The organism is Saccharopolyspora halophila (genome assembly GCF_039531955.1).
GTDB lineage: Bacteria > Actinomycetota > Actinomycetes > Mycobacteriales > Pseudonocardiaceae > Saccharopolyspora > Saccharopolyspora halophila.
In genome coordinates, this window is the sequence record NZ_BAAARA010000026.1 from 1 (window position 1) to 660 (window position 660).

The 660-nt window shown below is 66.1% G+C and carries 1 protein-coding gene; it reads right to left on the bottom strand.

What is annotated here, in order from left to right:
• A partial coding sequence (locus ABD289_RS25085) for a MerR family transcriptional regulator (RefSeq protein WP_344138097.1) occupies positions 1 to 297 on the bottom strand: 297 nt, incomplete at its 3' end.
• Between the last annotated feature and the right edge of the window lie 363 nt (positions 298 to 660).

Sequence of the window (660 nt, forward strand, 5' to 3'; positions counted from 1 at the left end):
CTCCGATGGCCCGGTGTGCTCGGCGAGCTGGTCCTCGAGCGTGATGATCCGGCAGGCCGCGGCAACCGGGGTGCCTTGGTCGATGAGTTCGCGGGCGCGTTCGGCCCGTCGCAGCTGTCGACGCGAATAGCGCCTGTGCCCCCCGGCCGAACGCTGCGGATCGATGAGGCCGACCTCTTCCAGCGACCGCAGGAACGGCTGGGTCACCTCCAGCATCTCCGCGGCCCGCCCCATCGTGTAGGCGGGGTAATCCTCGTCGTCGAACTTCGCCTCGGCCCCGGGCTGATCCTGGCTCAATACCGCTCCCTCACCCCTCAACAAGGCCCCCGCCGCACCAGTGGTGCAGCGGGGGCCGCGAGGGGATACCTACTCACTACTCAAGCCACTCATCCATCCACGAACACCGGGATAAGCGGCGAGCGGCGAAAAAACAGCGACTCGACGACCCCCTCTCGCTCGCGTACAGAACTCTCGGGCTGGTCTTCACCCCTGGGCGGGCGGCGACTTGCCCGCCCAGGGGGGTTGCAACTCCACGTTCATCACTCGCGGCGCCGATTCGTCGCTGATGGCGCTTCAGTGCTCTCCGTTCGCTGCGAGAAACAGTAACAAGACCAAGCGATGATGTCTACAGCCGCGATCACAGAAATTCCCACCGGGCGA